Annotated in this window: 17 protein-coding genes; 10 read left to right on the forward strand and 7 right to left on the reverse strand. The window is 64.3% G+C overall.

The features are described from left to right. Positions 1-946 precede the first annotated feature (946 nt). Both OIE68_RS36340 and OIE68_RS36345 read right to left on the reverse strand, forming a co-directional pair. Complete coding sequence (locus OIE68_RS36340; protein ID WP_327095444.1) at positions 947-2,173, reverse strand: fatty acid desaturase; 1,227 nt, start codon at positions 2,171-2,173, stop codon at positions 947-949. Between the two features lie 20 nt (positions 2,174-2,193). Then, on the reverse strand, positions 2,194-2,367 hold the full coding sequence (locus OIE68_RS36345; RefSeq protein WP_327095445.1) for a hypothetical protein: 174 nt from the start codon (positions 2,365-2,367) through the stop codon (positions 2,194-2,196). A gap of 173 nt (positions 2,368-2,540) precedes the next feature. On the opposite strand from OIE68_RS36345, the gene OIE68_RS36350 reads away from it, so the two are divergent. Both OIE68_RS36350 and OIE68_RS36355 read left to right on the forward strand, forming a co-directional pair. Continuing rightward, entirely contained in the window at positions 2,541-3,275 is a 735-nt protein-coding gene (locus OIE68_RS36350; RefSeq protein WP_419150615.1) for a TetR/AcrR family transcriptional regulator C-terminal domain-containing protein, read from the forward strand. A gap of 16 nt (positions 3,276-3,291) precedes the next feature. Further along, entirely contained in the window at positions 3,292-3,705 is a 414-nt protein-coding gene (locus tag OIE68_RS36355; protein ID WP_327095446.1) for a DUF5994 family protein, read from the forward strand. An 11-nt stretch (positions 3,706-3,716) separates the two neighbouring features. On the opposite strand, the gene OIE68_RS36360 is transcribed toward OIE68_RS36355, so the two are convergent. Continuing rightward, complete coding sequence (locus OIE68_RS36360; RefSeq protein WP_327095447.1) at positions 3,717-4,433, reverse strand: TetR/AcrR family transcriptional regulator C-terminal domain-containing protein; 717 nt, start codon at positions 4,431-4,433, stop codon at positions 3,717-3,719. Between the two features lie 270 nt (positions 4,434-4,703). Between OIE68_RS36360 and OIE68_RS36365 the strand changes: the two genes are divergently transcribed. After that, a complete protein-coding gene (locus tag OIE68_RS36365) occupies positions 4,704-5,153 on the forward strand; it encodes a DUF5994 family protein (protein WP_327095448.1) in 450 nt (149 codons plus the stop codon). Between the two features lie 41 nt (positions 5,154-5,194). After that, positions 5,195-5,644 carry a DUF5994 family protein gene (locus tag OIE68_RS36370; protein ID WP_327095449.1) on the forward strand — a complete coding sequence of 150 codons (450 nt, stop codon included), beginning with the start codon at positions 5,195-5,197 and terminating at the stop codon, positions 5,642-5,644. A gap of 16 nt (positions 5,645-5,660) precedes the next feature. Here the strand turns inward: OIE68_RS36370 and OIE68_RS36375 are convergent, their stop codons facing one another. Further along, on the reverse strand, positions 5,661-6,752 hold the full coding sequence (locus OIE68_RS36375; RefSeq protein ID WP_327095450.1) for a glycosyltransferase family 4 protein: 1,092 nt from the start codon (positions 6,750-6,752) through the stop codon (positions 5,661-5,663). Between the two features lie 246 nt (positions 6,753-6,998). Here OIE68_RS36375 and OIE68_RS36380 point away from each other — a divergent pair, with 246 nt between their 5' ends. The 3 genes from OIE68_RS36380 to OIE68_RS36390 are packed head-to-tail and all read left to right on the forward strand — an operon-like array spanning position 6,999 to position 10,470. Continuing rightward, the gene (locus OIE68_RS36380) at positions 6,999-8,180 is read left to right on the forward strand and encodes a glycosyltransferase (RefSeq protein WP_327095451.1); all 1,182 of its coding nucleotides are present in this window, start codon (positions 6,999-7,001) and stop codon (positions 8,178-8,180) included. Further along, positions 8,177-9,187, forward strand: coding sequence for a glycosyltransferase (locus OIE68_RS36385; protein ID WP_327095452.1), 1,011 nt, complete (start codon positions 8,177-8,179; stop codon positions 9,185-9,187). The genes OIE68_RS36380 and OIE68_RS36385 overlap by 4 nt, the downstream gene beginning before the upstream one ends. Next, on the forward strand, positions 9,187-10,470 hold the full coding sequence (locus OIE68_RS36390) for a glycoside hydrolase family 130 protein (protein WP_327095453.1): 1,284 nt from the start codon (positions 9,187-9,189) through the stop codon (positions 10,468-10,470). Before OIE68_RS36385 ends, OIE68_RS36390 begins: the two co-directional genes overlap by 1 nt. A gap of 61 nt (positions 10,471-10,531) precedes the next feature. Here OIE68_RS36390 and OIE68_RS36395 read toward each other — a convergent pair whose 3' ends face one another. The 3 genes from OIE68_RS36395 to OIE68_RS36405 all read right to left on the reverse strand — a co-directional run bounded on the left by OIE68_RS36395 (position 10,532) and on the right by OIE68_RS36405 (position 14,521). After that, the gene (locus tag OIE68_RS36395) at positions 10,532-12,034 is read right to left on the reverse strand and encodes a hypothetical protein (RefSeq protein WP_327095454.1); all 1,503 of its coding nucleotides are present in this window, start codon (positions 12,032-12,034) and stop codon (positions 10,532-10,534) included. A 254-nt stretch (positions 12,035-12,288) separates the two neighbouring features. Next, the gene (gene dtd / locus OIE68_RS36400) at positions 12,289-12,720 is read right to left on the reverse strand and encodes a D-aminoacyl-tRNA deacylase (RefSeq protein WP_327095455.1); all 432 of its coding nucleotides are present in this window, start codon (positions 12,718-12,720) and stop codon (positions 12,289-12,291) included. A gap of 43 nt (positions 12,721-12,763) precedes the next feature. After that, positions 12,764-14,521 carry a hypothetical protein gene (locus OIE68_RS36405; RefSeq protein ID WP_327095456.1) on the reverse strand — a complete coding sequence of 586 codons (1,758 nt, stop codon included), beginning with the start codon at positions 14,519-14,521 and terminating at the stop codon, positions 12,764-12,766. Positions 14,522-14,761: 240 nt separating this feature from the next. On the opposite strand from OIE68_RS36405, the gene OIE68_RS36410 reads away from it, so the two are divergent. The 3 genes from OIE68_RS36410 (at position 14,762) to OIE68_RS36420 (ending at position 16,673) form a co-directional block, all read left to right on the forward strand. Next, complete coding sequence (locus OIE68_RS36410) at positions 14,762-15,673, forward strand: cupin-like domain-containing protein (protein WP_327095457.1); 912 nt, start codon at positions 14,762-14,764, stop codon at positions 15,671-15,673. Positions 15,674-15,832: 159 nt separating this feature from the next. After that, a complete protein-coding gene (locus OIE68_RS36415) occupies positions 15,833-16,147 on the forward strand; it encodes a hypothetical protein (protein WP_327095458.1) in 315 nt (104 codons plus the stop codon). Between the two features lie 10 nt (positions 16,148-16,157). Continuing rightward, positions 16,158-16,673: a YbaB/EbfC family nucleoid-associated protein gene (locus tag OIE68_RS36420; RefSeq protein WP_327095459.1), complete on the forward strand. Its 516-nt coding sequence runs from the start codon at positions 16,158-16,160 to the stop codon at positions 16,671-16,673. The last annotated feature ends 16 nt before the right edge of the window (positions 16,674-16,689 follow it).

The raw sequence follows: 16,689 nt of genomic DNA on the forward strand, positions 1-16,689 counted from the left end.
GCCGACAGCTGTCAGTGTCGCTTGCGTTGAACCTGGCTCGGTATCCAAGGCATTGGCGCGTGACGTGCAGTCGGCAGCGGATGTTGATCGGTACCGGACATTGGTCGGTACCGGGCCAATCTCGGTACCGAACACTACTGGGTACCTGACCTTGGTTGGTGCCGCACATTTCTCGGCACCGAACGTTCGTGGGTGTGCGACCAGGTTCAGCGGCCGTACGTTATCGGTGCCCGAATTCATGGTGCCGCACATTGCCGTTCGCTGACGCCGTACCCTTGTCGGCACTGAATAGTCGTCCACGTGAACGACTTTCGCACCTGCCGTGCCCCGGTCCGGTAGACATTACCTCGGTATGCGTCGTGGATCGGCCGCCGTGTCCGACTCCGAGTTCGGTGACGTCGCGCGGCGAGGAGCCGAGCCGCACCGACGCCCGCAGGTCGTAAATGTCTGGTACTGAATGGCTTCGGACACAATGCGTCCACGCCTGCCCTGACATTACCCAGCTTGCGCTGGATCGGTGACGTCGTTCCTTGCACCCGCGCTCGTGCGTCTTACCGCATCTCGGGGTCATCCAGGGGATCGACCGCTGACCACAGTGGCGATGATTTCTCCTCCGATTCGTGCTGAACTTCAACGATGGGAGAAGCGTATGGCCGGGGGAGGGGTGCTCACCCGAGTAGATAGCTACTCGAATTCCGTTGTGGGATTGCGTAGTTCTGCGGCGAACAGTGATCGTTCGATGGGCGCTTCAGGAGCGGCGGTACGGGTTTCCGTACAGCTCAGGGCCGTGCTGCGGGGTGCGTGGCGCACTGAGTAGGTAGCGACTTCCGCTAGACCGCCGCGCGTGCGCCGAATGAGGAGGCACGCTCGGCCCGGAGTCGGGCCTGATTCGTTGTTCCGTCAGCGGATTCGTTCACCATGGCCACTTATCTGGACGCGGTACTAGTTAACGGACGCGTGGACGATTGCTCGCTAGTCGTCGTAACGCCGTGCGCAACCCGCGACGTTCCGGAGTGCGGTCAGCGTCGACGGCTACGGACGAATCTATGCCCTTGAACTTATGTTCGGATGCGGTTTCGGGTGCGTCGTCGGAGGTAGCGATCAAGAGGCTGTCGGGCAGTGCCAGTTTGTGGATGGTGCGTAGCGTCAGCAGATATTGGCGCAGTAATGGACCGGTGGTGTACGGCAGGTCGTATTTGTCGCAGAGTGCCCGCACGCGTACGGCGACCTCGGCGTACCGGTTGCTCGGCAGATCGGGGAACAGGTGGTGTTCGATCTGGTAGCAGAGGTTGCCGCTGAGGAAGGCCAGCACCGGGCCCGCGTCGAAATTCGCGGTGCCGAGCATCTGGCGCAGATACCACTCCGGTTTGGTCTCGTGTTCCAGGACAGTCGGCGCGAATTTCTCTGCGCCGTCGGGGAAATGCCCGCAGAAGATCACGAGATAGGCCCATAGGCTGCGCAGGACATTGGCGCTGGTGTCCGCAGCCAAGGTATGCCGCCAGCGCCGCCCGCTGAATGCGGGAAAAAGCAGGTAGTCCTTGCCGGCTTGCCGGGCGATCTTGCCGAGGAACGCTCTGGTCTGGATCGCCTTCTGTGCCGGGGTCGCCGCGCGGAGGTGTTCGGAGTCGAGGCCGTGCAGCGCGATGCCCCACTCGAAGGTGGCCGCCAGCACCAGGTTCAGCAACGGCTGCAGCAGATTCCCTGGGCGCCAACGGTCGTCGCGGGTCACGCGGATGACACCGAATCCGATGTCCTCATCCATGCCGAGCACATTCGTGAAGACGTGATGGCGATAGTTGTGCGAATAACGCCACTGCGACGACAGACCCGCCATATCCCATTCCCAAGTGCTGGAATGGATTTCCGGGTCGTTCATCCAATCCCATTGGCCGTGGCAGACATTGTGGCCGATCTCCATGTTCTCGATGCTCTTCGCGATCGCCAATCCGGCAGTCCCGAGGATCCAACCGGTCCGCTTGCGACTGAGACCGATCATCAGCCGCGACCCGGCGTCGAGTGCCCGCTGGAAAGCGATCGTGCGGCGGATGTAGGCCGCATCCCGCGCACCGCGTTGATCGGTGATATCGCGGCGAATCGCATCGAGCTCGTCACCGAGTGCCTCGATATCGGCTGCGGTCAGATGCGCGTAGACCGCGACCTGTGTGATTGCCATTGCTCATGTCCCCGATCGGGTCAGCGTTTGAATGCGTCCCGCAGCGATTTCGAGATGCGTTCGACCACGTCGTTGGGGTGCTTGCCGCCAATGTCGGTCCGACGCCGACTGTCTTCGTCCGGTTTGGCGAGCAGCTTCCGCAAGCTTGTGCGGACTGCTCGAACCTGCTGCGCGACCTTGTCTTTGATCGTCATCGGAATATTCCTGTCTCCGGATGCGCGGCATCGGGGTGGACAGCCGAAACCGCCCGACCAGCCGCTGCACGATCCGGTATATCCACAGCTTATGCCCTATCTACGCCGCCTGTCTACGGCGTAGGCTTACATCGTTAACAGTTGTGCTGCTTCATCGAGAGGCGCTGAACCAGATGAACGGAATCAGGGAAGGACCCATCGGTTCCCCCAAGAATCCGGCAGGAAGCGCGCACCGCGCCAACGCCGGGAATACTCCATTGACCAGGGCCGCGATGCTGGCGGCCGCACTCGAGATCATCGACCGCGACAGCATCGACCGGCTATCGATGCGACGCCTCGGCGCCGCCCTCGGCCGGGACCCCATGGTGCTCTACCGGCACGCCGCGAATAAGGCGGCGCTCCTCGACGGAGTCGCCGAGATCGTGCTCGGGCAGTTGACCGTCGACACCACCGATCACGACTGGCGCCACCAGTTGCGCAGCATCGCGCGCGACTTCCGCCGTCTCGCGGTCGACCACCCGAATGTTGTTCCGCTGCTGGTCACCCACCCGCTCGCTACCCCCCTCGGGCTCCGACCGGTAGGCACGCTGCGTCCGCTGGAGGACATCCTCGCGCTGCTCACCCGTGCTGAATTCAGCGGCACCGATGCGCTGCACATCTACCGTGCGCTGTTCGGCTTTCTCTACGGCCACATCCTCAACGAACGACAGGAACTCGTCGAACGCCCCGAAGAGGCAACCGACCTGCTGCGCCTGGGCTTGCATCGCCTGCCGATCGGCGAATTCCCACTGCTACGCGGTCTCGCCACCGACCTGGCTGCCTACGACGGTGTCGTCGAACTCGAACAGGGTCTGGACATTCTGCTCACCGGCCTCACCGCCACCATGACCCGGCCGCCACGCGGCTGAGAGGGGAGCGTCGACCATGACGCACCAACTGACCCGAATCGATTCGGGTAGACACCCACCGAATTTCCGTCGGCTGCGACAGGAACTCGAATTCGCAACGGACGCCACCGGTTCGGTCGACGGCGTGTGGCGCCCGCGCGGTAATGACCTCGTGGCCGAACTGCCGGATCTGCTCACCGCGGTCGCGAACCGACTCGGCCCGATCCATCGAGTGATCTATCACCTCGGCGAATGGGCCGCAGCGCCACGGAAACTCGCCTGTGGCGGGCGAATGGTGCGGCTCGACGGCTACCGCCACAAGGACCGGCATACGCTCGCTGTTCTCGGGGTCAGCGGTGCTGAGCTCACGCTAGTGGTGGTTACCCCAGCGGACACCGAAACGATTGCGGCACAGCAACGTTGGGACTCCGAAGGTGGGGCGGGGGCCTGAGTGGCAAACGATCATCGCCCTTGGCTCGGCAGCGTTGCCGCGAGTCCGGTGAGCAGAATATCGAGACCTCGTTCGAGTTCGGCGGCGCCGTCATAGGCCGCAAGCACCGGAGCGAGCCCGCGCAGCAACGGGAACTCCGCGATGGGCAGCCGATGCAGCCCGAGGCGCAGCACCTCGTCGGTTTCCTCGGGGCGCTCCACGATCTCCTGCAATTCGTTGAGTACGTGACCGTAGAGAAAGCCGAACAGCGCACGGTAGATGTGCAGGGCATCCGCACCGGAAAACCCGGCACCGGTGAGCAGCGCGAGGATGTCTTCGAGCGGGCGGACCACTGCCTGGGGACGCAGCCCCAACGGTGTCGCCAACGGCCGGGTCACCAGCAGCGGTACCGCCTTCGGATGGGCCAGTGCCAAGCGCCGGAAATCGCGTGCGACCACTCGCAATTGATCGGCCCAGTCCGCGTCGGAGGCATCGACGGATAACTGCGCGAAGACGACCTCGGCGACGCCGTCGAGTACCGCGGCCTTATTAGCCACATGCCGGTAGACCACCATCGGATCCCGGCCCACCGCGTCGGCCAGCCGCCGCATCGAGAGTCCGTCGATCCCGTCCCGATCGACGATCTCGAGTGCCGCGTGCAGCACCGTCGCCCTGGTTACCGGACCGTCGCCCCGGCCTGCGGACCGCCCGGATCGGGAGTTCGTGTGATCGGTCGGTGGTTCGGTCATTTCGAAGCAATCTCCAGTTCCCAGCATCTCCACTGTAGGTCACTATCGTAGACCTACAGCGTTGACATTACGGCATAATCGGCGTCTACTGGAAGGACCAGTCATTGTCGTCGTATCGGATTGGTGCTCATGCTCGCGGGCACCAGCGGCCACCCCATCCGCGGTCGCCGCCACTTCTACCGACCGTCCAGACGGCACGTGGGCACCGTCGCGCATACCCGCGACGCCCATCAATCGGCGGGCACCACAGCCGAAAACAGGAGCACCATCATGGCACCGAAAAAGATCCGCTCACCGGCCGCTCGACATCGCGTCCCGCCGGAATACACGCCCCGATTGAGACTGAAGCCGAAGGCCGAACGCGATGGATATATCGATGGCGCCTGGTGGCCCCGATCCGGCGAACTCACCGCCGAACTGCCAGATCTGCTGGCAGTCCTATCGGTGGGGCTCGGTCCGGTCTGGCGCGTCGTCTATGACCCCGCGTGCTGGTCACGCGTACCCCAGCAAATGACCGTCGCCAACCGCACGGTCCGGCTCGATCCGTATCGCTTCGAGCGGTGGAACACGATGTTCGTCTTCGGCCGCGACAGCGGCTTGATCGTGCTCCGCGTAATCCCGTCGGCCACTGCCGAAGACACCGCGCATGCGGCCCTGATGGCCGCCGTCAACCCCGAACCGGCGACCCTGGCCGCCAGTGGAATCGAGCTCAGATCATGACTCACATCAGGGCGCACCGCCCGATAACCAATCACCGGGATATGACCGGGAACATCGGCCCGCCCCTACGCAACCTGCAGCCGTTCCGGACACCTACCCGCACGCCACGCCTGCTACTGCGCGGCTCCGGCTCCGGCCCGGGGCATGTCGACGGCGCATGGTGGCCGTGGACAGCCAACCTCACCGCCGAATTGCACGATCTGATCAACGTCCTCACCCCACGCCTCGGCGCGACGGTGCGAATCGGCTTCGGCTGGAACGCGGTCAGCCTCGCGCAACGCCGCATCGACCACGACGACGGCATCCGACTATACGGACCAGGCACTGCCCAACCACACGATGTCATGCATCTGGTAGGCGCCGGCGGCGCTCGTCTGGCCCTGCTGGTCATCCCCGCCGATACCCCGCCCGATCAAGCGAACAGTCGGATGCGGTGGGCGGCACGAACCGAAACACCGCACCAACTCGGCACCCGGTCTGGGACCCAATAGTGCTGGGCACCGTTGATTACAGTCCCGCGTGCGAGAACAGTCCGGGCGAGCCGATGGCCTGTTGCGCTACCGGCTCGGCCGATGCGGTGCGATGTCCGGAATCTCGTACGATCCGCTCGAATAGCGCTAGATAGGCATCGATCATGCGATCAGCGGTGAACCGTTCGAAGACATCGTCCCGGCAGGCGGCACGGTCGAGTCGCCCGAGGTCCGATACCGCCGCGACCGCACCCGCCACATCGGCGACGAGGAATCCGGTGCGACCGTGGCGGATGATCTCCGGCATCGAACCCAATGGTGTTGCGATGACCGGTGTCCCGGTGGCCATGGCTTCGACGACCGACAGGCCGAACGGCTCGGCGAAACCGATCAAATGCAGTAGTGCACGGGCACCCCCGAGTAGCGCGTCCCGCTCTGCCGGACCGACCGGACCGAGGTAGGTCACATCGGTGCCGGTGAGATGCGGTTCGACCGCCGAGCGGAAGTATTCCTCGTCTTGGATTACGCCCGCGATGATCAATGGCAGTCCGGCCTGACGCGCCACCTCGATCGCCAGGTGCGTCCCTTTATCCGGATGAATTCTGCCCAGAAAGAGCAAATATTCGCCGTGCTTGGGACGAAATGTGAACTGGGCGAGATCGATACCGTGATGAATCGTTGCGGCATAGTGCAGATTCGGGTCGCGATCGGCATCGGTGACCGCCACATAGTGGGCGATGTCACTGAATTCCCGATAAACCGGAACTATTTTCGGTGAAGAGAAGCCGTGAATCGTCGTCACCATCGGTGTGGACACCAGCCTGCTGTAGGTCAGTGGCATGAAGTCGAAATGGTTGGCGAGTACGTCGAATTCACCGGACCGCGCGAATGCCGTCGAATTATGCAGCGCTTCATAGACTTTCGCATCCGCACCGGCCGTCTCCTCGTATCCCGACGGGACGGCGGAGACCAGCCGTGCCGAGGTCGTGGAGTCCGCCGTTGCGAACAATGTGACATCGTGCCCACGCGCGACAAACCCCTCGGCCAGCGTCGAAGCGATTTGCTCCCACGGACCATAGTTTTTCGGAGGTGTACGGTGTGCGACCGACGCGATAACGCCGATTCTCATAAAATCCTCGATTACTGGCGGCAAGACCACCGAGAGCCGCCCCAGATGTGGGCGAACATGATGCGGCGATCATATCACACTAATTTTCGCAGATCCGAGTGTTATGATCGTGACCTGGTTGCCGATCCCTCTGTGCCTTTTTTCCGGAGCGGATTCTCAAGCGCTTCAGCGCAACACGATCGGCCAATTGAGTGGCTGCAGACAGCGGCACCTTCGGCGCTGCCTCGAAGCGGAAAGGCTGGCGTAGTGTCGGTTCGGTCCTATGGCGTTCTGAGTACCTATTCACCGACCCAGTGCGGGCTGGCGACCTTCACCGGCGCACTGGTCGATGCGTTGACCGCACCCGGCGAAATCGGTTTCGTGTCGGTCGATTTCGGGCGCCGCCCAACCGTCGGCGTCGTCTCCGTGGTCGACAGTCCGGATCCGACACCGCCCCCTGAGGTGGCACATCAGTGGGAGCGCAGCGACCACCGGGGTGCCACCGCCGCGGCCATCGCACTCAACGGCTTCGATATTGCGATCATCCAGCACGAATATGGCATCTATAGTGGGCGGGACGGCGTCGATGTCCTCGAAATCGTTCGCGCCCTTCGGGTTCCGGCCATCGTCGTGTTGCATACGGTGCTGGTCACCCCGACACCGCAGCAGCGGATGATCCTCGAGCAGCTCGTTCGCAATTGCGCGGCCGTCGTCACCATGACGAACACGGCTCGCCGACGACTCATCGACCACTACGCCGTCGACCCGGCCAAGGTTCGGGTGATTCCGCACGGTGCCACCGACAATCGCTCCGGACAACCCGGCGACCAACACCAGCCGATCTCCCGGACGCCGGTAATTCTGACCTGGGGACTGCTCGGCGAGGGGAAAGGCATCGAATGGGGCATCGACGCGATGGCGCACTTGGCCGACTTGCGCCCGGCCGCACAGTACCGGGTGGTGGGACAGACACATCCGAGAGTGCTTGCGCGCCACGGTGAGTCCTATCGCACCGGCCTCCTCGACCGTGCCCAGCGCCGCGGCGTCGCCAACGCCGTCCACTTCGACGCCCGCTACCTATCCAACGTCGAACTGTACCGGCTGATCAGGCAGGCGGATATCGTTCTGCTGCCTTACGATTCCCGCGAACAAGTGACATCCGGGGTGCTGATCGAGGCGGTGGCGGCGGGCAAACCGGTGATATCGACGGCCTTCCCGCATGCCGAAGAACTGCTGTCGAGCGGCGCGGGCCTGCTGGTCGATCGAGAGTCGCCGACCGATATCGCCGCGGCACTGCGCCGCGTGATCACCGAACCGGGCCTTGCGGCGAGAATGGGTGCCGAAGCGAAACGTATCGCACCCGAACTGCTTTGGACCTCGGTAAGCCGAAAGTATCGGGACCTGGCAGCGGAAACGCTGCGGGCCGATAGGAAGCTGGCCACGGCATGAATACCATCAGCATCTCCTTCGCGCACCTCTACCGACTCAGCGACGAGTGCGGCATCTTCGAGCATGCGAAGTTCACCACACCCCGCATCGAAAACGGTTACTGCGTCGACGATGTCGCGCGCGCACTCGTGGTGGCCGTTCGCGAGCCCGAGCCGACCGAACAACTAATCGACAACACCGGCGTGTATCTGGACTTCATCATCGCGGCTCTGAACGAGGACGGCAGCTGCCACAATCGTCGGGGCACGGACCGGAGTTGGCAGGACGAACCGAGCCTCGAAGATCACTGGGGCCGCGCCCTCTGGGCACTGGGCTCCGTCGTCGCCCGCAAACCCGATCTGGCGCGGGTCGCGTTGGCACACTTCACCATCGCGGCGCACCGGCGGTCCCCATTTCCCCGGGCAATGGCCTTCGCCGCACTCGGCGCCGCCGAGGTGCTGCGCGTCCAGCCGGGAAACACACAAGCGCTTGAACTACTGGCCGCCGCCGGCGGCCGGATCGGCCCGCCGACCCGCCGTCTCGACTGGCGCTGGCCCGAGCCGCGGTTGCACTATGCCAACGCGGTGCTGGCCGAAGCGCTGCTCGCGGTCGGCACGCTGCTGCCCGGACAGGGCCGCGTGTACGCCGATGGACTCGCGATGCTGCGCTGGCTGCTCGAGATCGAAACCTCGGGTGACCATTTATCGGTCACCCCGGTCGACGGCTGGGCGACGGGCGAAGCCCGGCCCGGCTTCGACCAGCAACCCATCGAGGTCGCGACCTTGGCGGACGCCTGCGCTCGCGCCTACGACGACACCGGCGACCAGCATTGGAAGGATGCGGTACTGCTGTGTGAAGCGTGGTTCCGTGGCACGAACGACGTCGACACTCCCCTGATCGACCCGGTCAGCGGCGGCTGCTGTGACGGACTCGAGCACACCGGCCGAAACGAGAACCAGGGCGCCGAGTCGACGCTCGCGCTGATCTCCACGCAGCAACAGGCGCGCCGACTCACGCTTGCCGGGTAGTGGCCGACTCCACCGATCTCGTCCGGCGCAGTACCGTGGTGCTGGTGCCGGATGCCCGCAGAGTCGTGGCCAGGCTATTTCTGCCCGGCCAAGAGATTCTCGGACAAGGGATTTCACGCGCAGAGGCCATCATCGACCGGGTGCTCGCACTCACCGATGCGGACATGCTGGCCGGCCTGGCTTCCGTGCGCCGTCGGTTCGGCGACCGCCACCGCGATATCGACGCGACATTCGCCACGCACGCGGCGCTCGTCGAACATCTGCTGCCACGGCGGGGGACACTGACGCCCGCGCGCAGACAGCTCATCGGCGCGTACTTCACCCAGGAGTATGCGGTCGAAGCCGCGGCGCTGTTCAATCCGTCGATCGTCGCGCACCCGGACCAATCCGGTCTGGCGGCGGGCGAACTGCGGTTCGTCATGAGCGTGCGCGCACTCGGCGAGGGACACCTTTCGAGCATCGAATTCCGGACCGGCACAGTCGCACAACATGATTCGGTTCGCCTCGACAAGCCTTCGTCCTTCCTGGACACCGGCCGGGTCGCCGCCTCGGCGGCAGGCAACTACACCGTGAACTTCCCCGCCGATCGTCCGCTATCGGAGCGGGTGCTCTTTCCCGAGAGCCCCGATGAGAGCCGCGGCATCGAGGACGCGAGGCTGACCCGGTTCACCGAGGCGGATGGGACGGTCACCTACTACGGCACCTACACCGCCTTCGACGGCGCCCACATCGCGCCACGGCTGTTGCGCACCAACGATTTCGGCACGTTCGTCAGCATTCGGCTGGCCGGCTCCGGCGCCGAAGACAAAGGGATGGCACTGTTTCCGCGACGTGTCGACGACCGCTACCTGATGCTCTCGCGGTGGGACCGGGAAAACATCAGTGTGGTCAGCTCTTCCGACACCCGTGTGTGGCGTGCGCCGGTCACCGTCTATCGACCGACCCAACCCTGGGAGCTGATCCAACTCGGCAACTGCGGTCCACCGATCGAGACACCCGACGGCTGGCTGGTGTTGACCCACGGCGTCGGTCCGATGCGCACGTACGGCATCGGCGCGATCCTGCTCGATCTCGACGACCCGACTCGACTCATCGGCGCACTCCGCGAGCCGCTGCTGACCCCGAACGAAGACGAACGCGACGGCTACGTTCCCAACGTCGTGTACTCCTGCGGCGCGCTCGTCCACCGGAATACCCTGGTGCTGCCCTACGGCTGCGGCGACTCCGCTATCAGGTTCGCATTCGTCGACCTGTCCGCTCTGCGCCGACAGCTCATCGCTTAGATCTGTCGGCACCGAGATCCGGGTGGCCGATCTCGACGTGTACAAGGAGTGGGGTAGTTCGTCAGCCCGCGCTCGACTTGCGGAAGAAAAGGACGTTGTCACCGTAGTCCGCGAGCGGAATAGCCAGTGCCGCTTGCCGGATGCCGCTGGCGGGCAGATGGGTGAGTTTCGCGAACATATCGGTGTTGCCGAAAGCGGCACGGACCTGGGTTTCGGACGCATAGTCCGCGCCGTAGTCGGCCAGGGCCGCGAAGTCCAGGGGTGCCAGTGGGGCATCGAGTGGGGCCTGTCCGCTCGGGCGGCCGAGTGCGGCGTATTGGGTGGCCACACCGTCCTCGTATCGGCACAGCTCGTAGGACATCTTCTCGTTCGCGGTAACGCTGATCACGGGCCAGCGCGCGGAAAGGTGATGTGCCAGTGGGTGTTTGCCGACCGGTGCGATCTCCCAGTTCAGGCTCATGACGACGACCGAACCTCCGTAGGGCTGTTCGATCAGCACTACGTCATCGCCGAGAGATTCGGCCGAGTTCAGTTCGGGATCGATGGTATGCCAGTGGGTTTCGTGTGCGCCGCGCACGGCCGAGCGATCGACCTGGCGCGCGTTGTCGGTGGCGTAGGCGGCGATGATCGCGGCGCGAACCTGGGCGACGGCGTCGCGTGCGCTGCAGCGGACACTCAATGCGCCGAAGGTCGCACCGATTTCCACCGGCCGGGACGGGGGGTCGGGTAGGGCGCCCGCGGCCAGCGGCTTCAGGCCGACCAAAGCGAGCTTCCAGTTGATCTCCTCGATCGTGGCGAGATCGCCGGAGGTTTGGTACAGGATCTGCTGCTGTGTCAGATGTCCCGCGCGCTGCAAGGTCCGGGCTTCGAGTTTGGTGAGCGCGGTGAAGGTCTTGTTGGTGAGATCGATGTCCTCGATCCGGGTTTCGCGCAGCCGTGCCGTCATCTCCGGCGAGGTCAGTGCGGCATATCGCTCGCGGTACATCGCCACGGCCTGTTTGCGCTGGCGGCCGACCATCATTGTGCGCAGCAGCATATTCAGGCTGGCGAGATATTTTCCGGACTGATCCGGATTCGCCGCGAACAGCGCGCTGCGGATGCGCACGGCGTCCTCGCTGGCGGCGACGGCGGCCTTCGGGTCCAGTCGGCACAACCAGACGCCGCATTTCGACAGCCCGTCCGCGCAGACAGCGGCCACCTGCGGATGCGTCCGCGATACTTGGCGATAGGTGTGGCAGGCATTGCGGATGGTGCTCGCCGCGAGCTCCCGATGGCCGATGTGCCGGGTCGCCTGCTCGAAGACGCGTAGCGCATCCTGGACTTCGCCCGCGAACTCGGCGGTAACGCGACCGGCGGCGAGCCAGTGCAGCCGGATGCCGACGGACTCCTGCGATGGCGCCAGCGCCTCGGCGGTCCGGTCCCTGCCGGGGCCGTTCTTGGTCGCGACCAGGCCTTTTGCGAGGTCGCACAGCGACGAGGCCAGACGCAATTCGTTCTCGACCGTCCGGTCGATCGCTGCCCGGCGATCCTCGGCTACCCGACGCTCGAGTGCACTCAGATCCATCGCGACCTCAACTCCCGCTTACCCTTCCGCGTCACGGTCGTCGAGCGGCCGCATTCTGCTCGACCGAGTTTGCCATAGAAATGGCCGGAATGAGCAGGCAATCAACCGGCGAGCGGTGCCGCCGCGATCGACCTGTTGACATCCACGGCAACCGCGCTTCGGCCGCCGTGGCTGTTCCGCGTGGTTCGTGAGTGTAGCCGAGCAAACCAGCGGTACGCGAAGTTGTCAGGGTGGTTGCGCTCGGGCGATCGTGTTCAGCCCTCCAGCAGCAGTGTCACGGGACCGTCATTGACGAGTTCGACATGCATATGCGCGCCGAACCGCCCGGTGGCGACGGTTGCGCCGAGCTCGCGCAGTGCCTGAGCGAAGGTCTCGACCAGCGGTTCGGCGACGGGGCCGGCCGCGGCGGCGGACCAGGACGGCCGCCGCCCCTTGGCGGTATCGGCGTAGAGGGTGAACTGGCTGACCACGAGAATGGGCGCATCCAGATCCGCGGCCGCGCGTTCCCCCTCCAGGATTCGCAACCGCCACACCTTGTCCGCCAATGCCTTCGCGGTGGATTCGGTGTCGTCATGCGTCACGCCGACGAGGGTGAGCAGGCCTTGCGGGTTCGGTTCGATCCGGCCCACGGTCTGTCCGTCGACGGTCACTTGCGCGGCGGATACGCGCTGCACCAGTACTCGCATTCGTCGATCCTCGCACCCGGGTGCACCTCCGGCCGGTCCGCCCTCAGGTCTCGTCGGGGTCGTCGGTCGTCTCGGCTTCGGTGATCGGGTGTGCTTCTTCGGTATGTGATGACGCCAGGTCGCGCAAGATTGCCGGGTCGATCGCGAGATCGTCCAGCGGAGCGAGATCCATCGACGGGATCGGCGTATCACGAACTGCCAGAAAGGTATCGAGGAGGGCAAGTGCGTCGGGCGTGAGGTCGGAACCGGCGGACGACAATTCGTCCTGCAGGATTTCCTGCCCGGACGCCGCTTCGATGCCGGGCGATGTCGGATCGACCCGCCGCCATTGCACCGCGACCGTCCATGACGGGTCACCGCATGCCCACGCCCAGATGACGTCGCGAACGAACTTGTGCCGCAAGGTGTATACGCGAAAGTGTTCGGACGCGGATCCCGCCCGGTGCTCGATTTCATAGACCCACTCGTGACGGCGCGTTTGAATGTAGGTCTCGTCCGCGCGTGCGACGACCAGGAACGGGTCGTCCGGGTCGGCGGCGGCGACCACCAAGTCCTCGAGCAGTGCGGGGGTGAGGTAGGGCAGTGACCGGCCGTCACCGACGGTCACGTGGACATCGACGTGCCCGCGAGGGTCATAGAGGTGGCCCGTCTCGACATCGAGCACGGCGAGGTCGCGGTCCTTGGTGAGTTCCAGTACCGCGAGCAGATTTCTGCCCCGGTGCGGTCCCCAGGTGCGCAGTACAGCGCCGCGCGAATCTGCAACGGGCGCAACGAATCCGACGGTGGCGCCGTCGCGTTCGATCTCGGCAATGAGGTTGTCGACGATGGGTGGGGTCGCACTGTGCTCCGGGGCGGTGCACATCTGTCGGTACTGCTCCAGCGCGTCGAGAGCGGTATCGACCGTGTCGGCGGGCACCACCGCGAACTCGCAGGTCACCGCCAGGCTGGTCAGTAGTGCCTCGAATTCCGGGGTCGGGCGCACTTCGACATTGTGGTCGGGATCGATCTCGGTAATGGCGGCCAGGCTGATCTCACCGTCCCGCCACCAGTAGACCGCCGGACTGATGGGCCGCGGCTCGCTGCGATAGGTGTTGGCGGCGACTTTGCCCAGCAGGATCATCGCCGTCAGCGCATTCGGCCCGACAATCGGATGCGCGTAGACGTTGCCCTCGTGCGATATGACGAAAAGTGCTCCGTACGTACCGATTACCGGATAGTCGCCGAGCCACTTCGAGTGGGCACTCGCGAAGTCCGAGCCGCTCAGAATGGCGAAGTGCGCATTCTTGTAGTTCCGCCATTCGATCTCTAGGCGGTCGGGGGTACGAGTGTTCGCCTCGGCCAGTTCGAAGAGCTCGGTGGTGGCGATCTGCCAGTGGGCGAGTTGGTCGGAAGTGACGGTCTCGGCGGTGCGGAGTTGCTCGAGCACCACCACCTGAATGATGCCCGGCGCGACGTATTGTCCGACAATGTCGATGCCCGCGATGGTGTCCGACGACGCGAACCGCGTCTTGAGAAGTCCACGCACTGTTGTGAATTCGTCGGTATCGAGCGGACCGGTGTAATCCTGATCCACTTGTGCCAGGAACGTTTCCACATGATCCGCGATGAGCGCGGGCCACAGATCGAATGGCTGCTCGGTCAGCCTGCGCCGTAGGTTGTCAAGCCACAGAAAATGTGGCCCGTCCCCACGCGGGCCCACCAACTGCACCTCGTCGGGTTCAGTTGCCCGGCACGAATACCCCATATGTTCAGCCGCCACGGTCACCAGCGAAATCACTGGGTCCGAAGGCAAGTCGGCCACGACATCTCCTGAAATCGGCGTACCCCGACCCTAGGCGAGTACCCCGCCCCCGTTGTTGCCGTCCGTGGGAGGTCCACCTGCTCGGGCCGTGAGTTGCGTCCCGATCTTCCCAGCGGTGGGCACGGATCGGGGCGGTAGACTCGAGGTTGTCGATAGGGTCGGGCTCACGGCGCAGTGAGGGTTGCTTCGGGCAACCGAAAGTCGAAGCAGTGCATCAATTCTCTTAGAAGACACGGGGATATGACTAAGGGTTACGATGAGAGGCCGGCCACGCTGGCTCCTATTTTCCTAGCCAGTTTCGTACTGTGGGCCGGTCGAAGTGTTCGCGATGTACTGAATCGGTCGACGGGTGGGCAACAAGGGCTGGTCGTACCCGATCGGGATTTCCAACTCGAGGCGGTCTTCGATAAACAGACTCCGGTCGTATTCCGCGGTGTCGCAACAACTTGGCCGGTATTCGAGGACTTTCAGCCGCATGCGCTGCGAGAGAAATACGGCGACCAGAAGGTCGCCGCGCTGACCAGCACGACCAACGTTTTCACACAGGAGACGTCGCCGGTCGAGGTGCTCGAATACCGTGACGTCATGGCAGCGGTTTTCGACGAGCCGAAGCCGGGCAAGAACTACTACTCGCGTGCCGCCGCCGACCCGCAGCCGCTCGCCGATCAGCTGCCCTCGCGCGTCGGCACCCGGCAGCAGAGCTCGGCGGCGAGCAGTGTGTGGATCGGCCAGCAGGGCAATCTGACACCGCTGCACAATGATCCATGGCACGGCCTGCTGATTCAGCTGCACGGCCGCAAGCGGGTCCGGCTGTTTCCGCCGAATGAGTACCGCAATGTGTACGGCCGGATTCCGATGAAGGTTTCGGACCCCTACACCGGACTCCCCGACGAGTTCGACCCGGATGTGAGCAGCTTCGAGAAGCTGCAGGATGCGTCCTGCTACGACGTGGTTCTCGAGACCGGCGACATCCTCTACATCCCGATGTTCTGGTGGCACCAGGTCGAATCCGTGGATCCGGCGATCTCGTATGTCGCGCGCTACAACCCGAGCTACTTCGAGTTCATGAAGGCGGCCTTCTTCCCGATGGCGGTGCGCGGTGTGCTGCGCATTGTCGACGGCATCGTGGGCAGGTTCCGCAAGCCGAAGTGACCGATCGCCGAGCGAACCGCGGTCGGTGGGCGCTGTAACTGGCGCGGCACTTGCCGTTCATGTTCGAGCTACTGGTGAGTTGCCAAGCGCTGTCATCGTCGAATCAGAGGATCCGATGGTGATGGGTGCGGGTAACCGCTGGAGCTCGAGGAGTACGCGATGTCGGACAAGTTGAGGCACGACGCGGATCTGTTCGAGAAGGCCGCGGAGCGGACCAGCGCCGTTCGGGATCGGGTCAATGGCGTGCTGAGCACATTGGATGCCGCGCTCGCCGGACGCGGTGCGCCGTGGGGGAACGACAAGCTGGGGCGCCAGTTCGCCGAGGGCCCCGATGGATACAAGGTCGCGCGCGAGCAGATGACCGGGAATATCAAGACCACGGCGGCGAATTTCGACAACTTCTACACCGGTCAGACCAAGACCGCCAAGGAACTGCGGCGGATGGACCAGTCCAACGGCGACGGCTTCCGGTGAGTTGTAGCCCATGACGAACGAATTTGCCAAGGCCGAGATGGCGGCGGTGCTCGATGAAGTCCAGCAACAGTTTCGGGCGATCGCGCAGGTGCAGCAGCAGCGTGCCGAACTGACCGCGAGCGCTACCGTGCGCAAGCGGATCACGGTCACCGTGAATGCCGACGGCACCATTATCGAAACCAAATTCGGTTCCGGCATAGACGAATTGAGCTACGGCGAGATCGCGAAGGCGGTGACCGAAGCGGCGCAGAAGGCGACCGCCGAGGTGACGCGCAAGGCACAGGAGCTGATGACGCCCCTGCACGACCGTCGTGCGCGACTGCCCAAACTGTCGGATCTGATCGAGGGCATGCCCGACCTGAGCGCCGAAATGCCGAAGGCGCCAAAGGTTTCGCTTGCACCGCCGAATTCCGAGGAGCGCCAATCGGTTGTCGACGATGACGGCGCGCCGATGGAATTCAGCAATGTCGAGGTCGTCTCGCGTCAATCGGCCACGGACCGCGGAGTCACCGATTCCAGCTGGTGACCGAGGGTGAGCGCAG

Origin of the sequence: Nocardia vinacea, assembly GCF_035920345.1 — a bacterium.
GTDB lineage: Bacteria > Actinomycetota > Actinomycetes > Mycobacteriales > Mycobacteriaceae > Nocardia > Nocardia vinacea_A.